At 38.1% G+C, this 8239-nt stretch carries 8 protein-coding genes; all 8 read right to left on the bottom strand.

The genetic code is table 11. The features are described from left to right. Positions 1–174: 174 nt before the first annotated feature. The gene (gene modA, locus AFK68_RS20800; protein WP_246844313.1) at positions 175–978 is read right to left on the bottom strand and encodes a molybdate ABC transporter substrate-binding protein; all 804 of its coding nucleotides are present in this window, start codon (positions 976–978) and stop codon (positions 175–177) included. Positions 979–1366: 388 nt separating this feature from the next. Continuing rightward, positions 1367–1684, bottom strand: a complete 318-nt coding sequence (locus AFK68_RS20795; protein ID WP_094674735.1) for a 2Fe-2S iron-sulfur cluster-binding protein — start codon at positions 1682–1684, stop codon at positions 1367–1369. Positions 1685–1968: 284 nt separating this feature from the next. Next, positions 1969–2319 (bottom strand): iron-sulfur cluster assembly accessory protein, encoded by a 351-nt coding sequence (locus AFK68_RS20790; RefSeq protein ID WP_094674733.1) that lies wholly within the window; start codon positions 2317–2319, stop codon positions 1969–1971. Between the two features lie 346 nt (positions 2320–2665). Beyond that, complete coding sequence (locus AFK68_RS20785; RefSeq protein WP_094674731.1) at positions 2666–3433, bottom strand: HesA/MoeB/ThiF family protein; 768 nt, start codon at positions 3431–3433, stop codon at positions 2666–2668. 222 nt (positions 3434–3655) lie between these two features. Continuing rightward, positions 3656–3967: a nitrogenase-stabilizing/protective protein NifW gene (gene nifW / locus AFK68_RS20780; RefSeq protein WP_094674729.1), complete on the bottom strand. Its 312-nt coding sequence runs from the start codon at positions 3965–3967 to the stop codon at positions 3656–3658. A 229-nt stretch (positions 3968–4196) separates the two neighbouring features. Continuing rightward, on the bottom strand, positions 4197–4670 hold the full coding sequence (locus AFK68_RS20775) for a NifX-associated nitrogen fixation protein (protein ID WP_094674727.1): 474 nt from the start codon (positions 4668–4670) through the stop codon (positions 4197–4199). Between the two features lie 4 nt (positions 4671–4674). Then, entirely contained in the window at positions 4675–5094 is a 420-nt protein-coding gene (gene nifX, locus AFK68_RS20770; protein ID WP_094674725.1) for a nitrogen fixation protein NifX, read from the bottom strand. 286 nt (positions 5095–5380) lie between these two features. Further along, positions 5381–8188, bottom strand: coding sequence for a bifunctional nitrogenase iron-molybdenum cofactor biosynthesis protein NifEN (locus AFK68_RS20765; protein WP_094674723.1), 2808 nt, complete (start codon positions 8186–8188; stop codon positions 5381–5383). Positions 8189–8239 lie beyond the last annotated feature (51 nt).

The raw sequence follows: 8239 nt of genomic DNA, 5'->3' as shown, positions 1-8239 counted from the left end.
GTATGGGGAGTGGGGAGTGTCGGAAAAAATATATATTCTCACCATTACTATGCAGGAATACCAAATTATTAACTAATAAATAGTATCGAAGCTATTTATTCTGACTCCTGACTCCTGACTCCTGACTACTAAAAATTACTACTAAAAATTACCCTAGCTATTTGTAGCAAACATTCATAAAATTGGTATAAAACCATATTTTTCAAATACAGCTTTTGCCTCTGGCGTAAACAGAAATTCTTCTAGTTTTTGAGCAGCTTCAATATTTTTACTATCTTTAATTATCACAATGGGATAAACTACTGGAGTATGAGATTTTTCTGGTGCATTAGCAACAATTTTTACTGTATCTGAAACGTTAGTATCTGTCTGATAAACAATACCAGCATCAACATTTCCTGTTGCTACATAATTTACTATTTGACGCACATTTTTAGCAAAAACTATTTTCGATTCTACTGCTTCATAAATACCTAGAGAAGTTAAAACTTCTTTGGCATATTTTCCCGCAGGAACACTTTGTGGTTCGCCAATTGATATTGTACTAATAGCCTCTTTTGTTAAATCTTCAAAAGTATTGACTAAAGCAGTATTTTCTTGGGGAACTATTAACACCATTTGATTTTTCAGTAGGTCTCGACGATTTTCATCTATGATTAAACCTTTTTCTTCCAACATATTAATATGAGAAGCAGATGCAGAGATAAATAAATCTACTGGGGCACCTTGTTCAATTTGTTGTCGGAGAGAACCGGATGAAGCTAAGTTTAATGTTAAAGAAACATTAGTTTTTTGTTGTTCATAAATAGGTTTAATTTCTGCCATTACATCTTTGAGGCTGGCTGCTGCTGAAACTGTTAAATTTATTGATGAATTGTTGGTATTTGGGCTACAACTAATTATAAAAAAACAAGCAAGTATGGCTATAAATTTTAAGAAGGTTGCGATCGCGCTTTTTTTCATATCTCTCATTCCCATGTTGAATTTTTCTCAAAGTTATTACAGCAGTTTTCATTTGATGTAGATCACAGTAGGGAGTTCCATGGAACTCCCTACAAGGTTTTGGTTGTGACGATGTGGTTTATCCATCTGAAAAGCGCTGTAATATTGTAGAGTTTTTTTTGTTAAATAAAGAACTAAAAACTCCTACTTTGGTAGGGGTTTGGTCACCAAACCCCTACGATATTGATTGATCGGGACTTACGCAAAATATTAAATCATACAACATCTGTAGGGGCGAATGGCCATTCGCCCCTACGAGATATCCTGGTTGCGTAAGTCCTGACTATATAAGCCAAAAACTTAAAGGGACGTTCCATGGAACGTCCCTACGATAATAATTATTTACAATTATTTACCAGTGGTATTACACCAAATAAGCTTCTTGGTGAGTTTTGATCACACAATCAGATTTTGGCTTGGCTACACACAATAATATCCACCCTTTCTCTACCTGCTCATCGTCTAAGAAGTTTTGGTCTTCTTGATCAACTTCTCCCTCGGTTATTCTTGCAGCACAACTAGAGCAAGAACCTGCACGACAAGAAGAAGGGAATTCTAGGTCTTCACGAGCTTCTTCTACTGCATCAAGAATATATGTATCCTCATCAACTTCGATGGTGACATCAATTTCTGGGGGTTGCTTTTTCTTGCCTTTGATTAATTGTACTTTGTAACTAGCCATTGGTTAATTAGATCCTCCTTTTGTTTAATTGTACTTTAAGTCTCGAAAACTGTTTTAACAAGCTATCAGCTATTAGCTATTAGCTACAGTCTTTATAAGGTATGGTTTAAGAATGGTAAAAATCCCCTGCCAGAGGTTTATATCAAATCCGGTAGTATCGGTATAAAAAAGTATAGAAACCGGGTTTATTAAATACCCCACTATACTTAAGATATACCTCCCATAAACCCGGTTTCTTAAACACTTCAAAGTAAGCGGATTTGATATTACTTGCTGAAAGCTAATTAGCTACAAGGTATTCCTGTTGGAGTGCAACCACCTGCTTGAAAAGACTTACCGCAACTACAAGTTTCTGTGGCGTTAGGGTTAATAAACTTTAAGCCGCTTTCTGTTAAACCTTCAATGTAGTCAACTACAACTCCCTCTAGTAAAGGCGCACTTTTAGGATCGATAAATATTTGTAAATTATCTTTTTCCAGTAGCAAGTCATCTGCTTTGGGAGCCTTAGCAATATTTAAAGAATATTGATAACCACTGCAACCTCCATCCACAACAGAGATGCGGATGCCTTGATTTGAGTCTTGCACGAACTTAGTAAGTTGAGAAGCAGCTTTTTCTGTTAAACTCAGAGTCATAATCTTGAAGGAAAGTAATTATACTTACCGATAAAATAATTATTCCAGATAGATGACATCCGCCTCTTGTCTGGCTTATTGATTTAGTAGTTTTAGGAAAAATGGTAGTTTGAGAGGCAAGATATAAATCAGGCTAACACTAAAACTGATTGTATTGATTAGAAAAATGCACCCTGACTTTTAAAATTTATAGTCTTAGTGTTAGCCCGATCTTACTGCATCTCGCTTTCGCGATCGCATATCCTCAAAGGCTTTTAAACTTGCCGTTTCTACTAATTCTTTTTCCTTATTTATAAGTTAAACCAAAGCTCTAACTAGAAACTGTTCGCTGTGATAACTTCTCTAGTTAAGTTGCTTTTTCTTCTTTGGAAATAGAACCACAAACTTGACAATTTGGGTCATGATAGGGGCGACGTTTGGCAAACTCCATCCCATCCAAGTCCATTGTCAACAATTGTGACCACAGGGGTTTACTAAATCCTGTAATCTGCTTGATGGCTTCTGAAGCTGCTAGACAAGCTAGGGTTCCAGAAACTATCCCCAATACTCCGAACCCACGTCTATCCCAGTCTGGTTTTTCTGGGAATAGACAAGACAAACAGGGAGTTTTACCAGGAACTATGGTGGTTAAGTAAGCTTCCATACTATTCATAGCAGCTTCCACCATTGGTGTGCGCCAACGTACACAGGCAGCATTGAGTAAATTCCGTTCGTCAAAGTTGTGGGCGCAGTCGAGAGCAATATCAGCAGACTGTACTAATGTATCTACATTTTCAGCCGTAACATATTCGGGTATTGCTTCAATCTCAACGTCTGGGTTAATTGCAGATAGAGTTTCCTTGGCTTTGTCTACTCGCACTTTACCAACCCAATCATCTGTCATTAAGATTTGACGATTCATGTCATCAAGTCGCAGTTCCCCACCTCGGACTAAAATTAGTTTCCCGACACCTGCTACTGCTAAATACAGTGCTGCTGTGCCACCTAACCCACCGACTCCATTTACCACTGCTGTTGTTGACTTTAGTCGCTGTTGTGCTTCCTGACCAAAACCTGGAAGCATCATCTGACGACTATAACGTTCTAATTCTTTGGGTGTGAGGTTGGAGGCCATTTCAGTTACCAGTTATCAGTTATCAGTTATCAGCAGAACTTACATATCCAAACAACACATCAAGTTTATTGACCTGATTATTGTCTTTTGCTCTCAGGAATTTTCTTGATAAACCTGGTTTCTGCTTCATTAATTGATAATAAATAGTGGATAATGAAAACTCTCTCTAATTATCAATTATCAATTATCCATTATCAATTATCCATTATCCATTTTTTCTCCTTACTCAGCAGTAATTTCTGTTAATTTAACTACATCGTTATGTTCTTGTTGGAATACTGGAAAGACTTTTTGTTCTTGAGCATTAGATGTCAAGAAAGTTTGATAAGCTGATTCTAATGCTGTTTTATATGCAGTTATTTTGTCTGCTTCAGCAAGTTCTTTTTTTTCGTCAACTTCTGCAATTGCTACAGAAAACATTTTTAATATATGGAGGCGATTTACATTGACAGTTGTTTGGTCGAAGGGAATTTCAAAAAAGCTGAGAAAATCTTCGGCATCTACAAGTTTTTGGAAGTCTGTTAATGTTTTCATTTGATGAACCCCTATCAATTTGAGTAGTAGCTATTTCAATATATTGATTATAAACACAAATCACAATAGTTTTCGGACGCATTTTCTCATTTTTTGGNAAAGTAGGGACGTTGCATAACAAAAATACGAACATCCCTACTACAGGATTATCATTTGTAGGTTAATGAAGGTTTTAATTCTCCATTATACAAATTTAGAAGCTGATAGCTAATAGCTAAATCCTATTAAGTTAGAGTTTACAAACTTCCTTATATTTGTTCACCAACTCAATGCCAGCTTTAGCCATTTTTTCTCCTTCATCTTCTAATTTTTCTAGAGAAGTAAACCCAAAACGTTGAGCATCCCGTAAAGTTCTAGAAACCACTAAAAGACGACCACAAAATACTAATGCCCAACCAAATCCTTCATGGTTGATACTAATAACTACTTGCATAATTTGATTAGTTTCTAATTCAATGCAAGTCGCTATTGCATTGTAGAATAACTTAATCCGAGCTAAAGTCATCGGATCGACTTCATTTTCAGTGGAAATCTGGCGCTTTTCTTGCTTACTAACAATATAAGGCTTGACAATTAATTCAGGAGACCAAGACTTATATACTCCATAAGAGTCTTGAGCTTGAACTGCCCTAATTAATTCCTTAATAAAAGGCGCAGAATAAATATCAGTTGTTGTTGTTGTTGTTTCTGTTTGAACTGTCATAGTTTTAGACCTCTTCAAGTACAGCTTCTAAGTCAGATTCGGAAGTTTTTTGTAAAGCTTTCCTTAACCAAGGAGGAGGACTGCCTTTTAATGTTTCTACCAATCTATCAAGAACTTCAGTAATTGTTTGTTCTGCTGAAGTTGACTTCATTGGAGTAACTTTTTTGTTGATTAAACGACCTGCTGCGGGACCGCCAATTTCTAGTACATAAACTATTGTGCAGTCGAGCAGAGCTTCAACTTTGGCATGAAGTTTTTCTAGTTTATCTTGTTTGGGAGCATCTTGCTCTAGATTACCACCAAAAGTTAAGGGTTCTAGAGTTTCATACCCTTTGTCATCAACTTCATATAAAGCCATTTGTTTAGAAGAACCAAAATGACCATCTATATGAATAAAATCAGTGGTTGCAAATGCAACTTTCATTGTTGTTTTTCCTCCTTGTTTTATGTACCAAAAACTAATAGGAAAAAACTATTAGTCCTTGATAACAAACTTGTTTTGAAGCGGTGTAGAAACCGGGTTGACTTATTAGGCAGAAACCGGGTTTTTTGATGAAAGTTCGTAATGCCTAATCATCAGGTTCAGAAACCCGGTTTCTTCGGTTTCTTGTTTCAGAAAAATTGACTTAGGCAGAAACCGGGTTTTTCTATAAAAGTTTGTGATGCCAATCATCAAGTTCAGAAACCCGGTTTCTTGTTGTTTCTTGTTTCTAACTTATTGACAATAATGAATAATCATTAGTGTGAATTTTTGATTCTTCTTGCTCTAGGAAAATATTACCAATATCAAATAATAAATTCATTGTACCACGATAACCTACATAACAACGTTGCCCGTTACCGAGGCGATCGTGAATTGGCATTCCCATCCGATAGAGAGCAATACCTAACTTCTCAGATATTAGCTTACCATGAGAATTGGTAATTAGTAAATCTGAACCTGTTGCTACTTCCTCGAAGTCTCCCAAGTCTCCAACGGTAACATTTTCTGTGGGTAATTTTTCGAGTAATGGCGATCGCGTAGTTGTTACAGCAGCTTTAATATCTGCCCCCATTTCTCGTAAAAACCAACTTGTTGCCCAAAGTAAATCTGGCTCCAAAGCAATAGATATTTGCTTATGACCAAAATAGAAGTGGGTATCCAACATCGCATCCTGTAACTGACGGCGTTGACGCTGGTACTTCTGAGGCACTTCGCAACCTCTGTCAAGATGGGGATCGGTGCGAGACACAACTAACTGAGACAATTTTAACATGAAACTATCTACAGCACCCAAACCTGTCAACCGAGGGAACACTTGATATTGAGTACCAAATTTTTCTTGCAATATCTGAGCAGCATTCCGCAGACTTTCTCCAATAACTAAGGTAAAAGTTGAGCGACTCAAATTACGCAACTCTTCTATTGTGGTACCGCCTGGACTGGTAGCACTATAAATATCATCAATTAAATGTCCGTCCAAAGACAGAGATATATCTGGTACAACTATGGGAGTTAAGCCAAAACTTTCAACAATATCTTTAACTTCCTGAACATCTCCAGGAGCAAGACAAGAACCTGCTAAAATAGTTACAAAAGGCTTTTTAGTTTCTGTGGGAATAGGTTCGCCATAATCATAAGCCACTATACTCTCAACAGTAGCAGCAAAACCGTCCTGAGCAGAACCCTTATAATCTGGACTAGAAACACTTAATATGGGCAACTCATCTAACTCTGGATTATCTTCTCTAAATTTCTTGAGAATACGCTCCATGTCATCGCCCCTGGTTTCAGTTAAACCAGTAGTCAACAAACCAATAACTTCTGGGTTAGACTTCTCAACCTGAGCTAGCAGCGCTTTATCGACGTTATCCTCTCCTCCCAAAATAGTTGTCACTTCACTCATAGCAGTAGTAGAAAGGGGAATAGCTTCTTGGAAGTGATTCACCAATAATACCTTAGCAAAAGCAGTACAACCTTGAGTTCCGTGGAACAGTGGCATCATCCCCTTAATTCCTAAGTATGCTAAAGCTGCACCTAATGGTTGACTGAGTTTCAGAGGATTTGTGGATAAGGGGTTTTTATGAATATTGACTGTTGCGGGTGGAATATTAGTCAGACTGGGGAGAGTTTCCACCTCTAAGACATCATCTAACTGACATTCCGCTAACCAAGGTGCCGGTTGTCTCACCTGTTCCCAAACTGGACTATGGAGAGCTTCGTCTAATTCTTTTGCCATTTCGATCATCCCATGATATCCGGCGTAGGGATGATGGCGTTCTTGGTTAATGTGCAAAAATGGTATTCTCGCTTTCAGTGCGGTATATTGGTTACGGCCACCTGCAATGAGCATATCAGCTTTGGTGTCGGCAATAACTTTCAAGAGAATTTCGGCATTACCTTTTTCTAGTAAAATACCTTCTTTACCAAGCAGCTTTTTAATTTTTGCTTTATCCTCTTCCGTACTTTTCTTGGTGCTAGTCGCAACCACATCCATACCTAAATCTTTAGCTGCGGAAATAATAGACCAACTTTTCACCCCACCAGTGTAGAGTACAACTCTTTTACCTTTGAGACGTTGGCGATAGGGTTCTAATATTTCTTCGAGAATTGCTGTTTCTTCAGCGATGAGTTTTTCTGTCCGCTCTTTCAAGTCATCATAACCAAGTTGAGCTGCTATATTTCTGAGGCAGTTATTAATATCAGCAACACCATAAAATGATTCTTCAATGTAAGGAATGCCATATTGTTCCTCCATTTTCCGTGCCATGTTGATCATAGCTTTGGAGCAGATCATAACGTTGAGTTTAGCACGGTGGGCGTAACAAACTTCTTCGTAGGTAGCATCTCCTGTAATTTTTGACAATACCCGAATGCCGAGTTTTTCAAACAGGGGTAACATTGCCCACATTTCACCAGCGATATTATATTCGCCGATGAGGTTAATATCGTAAGGTGTAGTAAATTCTGGTTCTGCTGTACCTACTACATGGTCTACTAATGCTTCTGCACTAACCCGGTTGCCGAGATTTTTACTACCGATGAAACCAGGAGAGTTAACAGGAATTACCGGAACTTCTAATTTTTTGCTAGCGACTTTACAAACTGTTTCTAAGTCATCTCCAATTAAAGCAGTAACGCAGGTAGCGTAGACAAATATCGCTGGAGGTTGGTAGCGTTTTTTTAATTCAGCGATCGCCTTCAATAATTTTTTCTCACCGCCCATGATAATGTCATTTTCACCCATGTCAGTGGTGAAACCCATTTTGTAGAGATGGGAGTTAGAGGACAAACTACCACGAGTTCCCCAGGAGTTACCAGAGCAACCTAAAGGCCCGTGAACTAGGTGAGCTGCATCTGTGATGGGTACGAGGGCAATGCTAGCTCCGTCAAAAGCGCAACCTCCTTGAGCTGCTCCGGGTGACGCTTGTTGCTGACAGCCTTTCTGTTTTTTATGTCCGTCTTTTTTATGATGGTTGTGTTCGCAACCTGGCTCATTTAATAGTTCGGCAACTTTGCCTGGGGTCATCATAGCCATATTATTAAGTCTCTTTATTAACTACTATTATGGGGCGGGGAGCGGGAGTAG

Source organism: Hydrocoleum sp. CS-953, from assembly GCF_002260545.1.
GTDB lineage: Bacteria > Cyanobacteriota > Cyanobacteriia > Cyanobacteriales > Microcoleaceae > Trichodesmium.
Note: the sequence above shows the minus strand (reverse complement) of the source record. Positions and strands in the feature narration are given on the sequence as shown.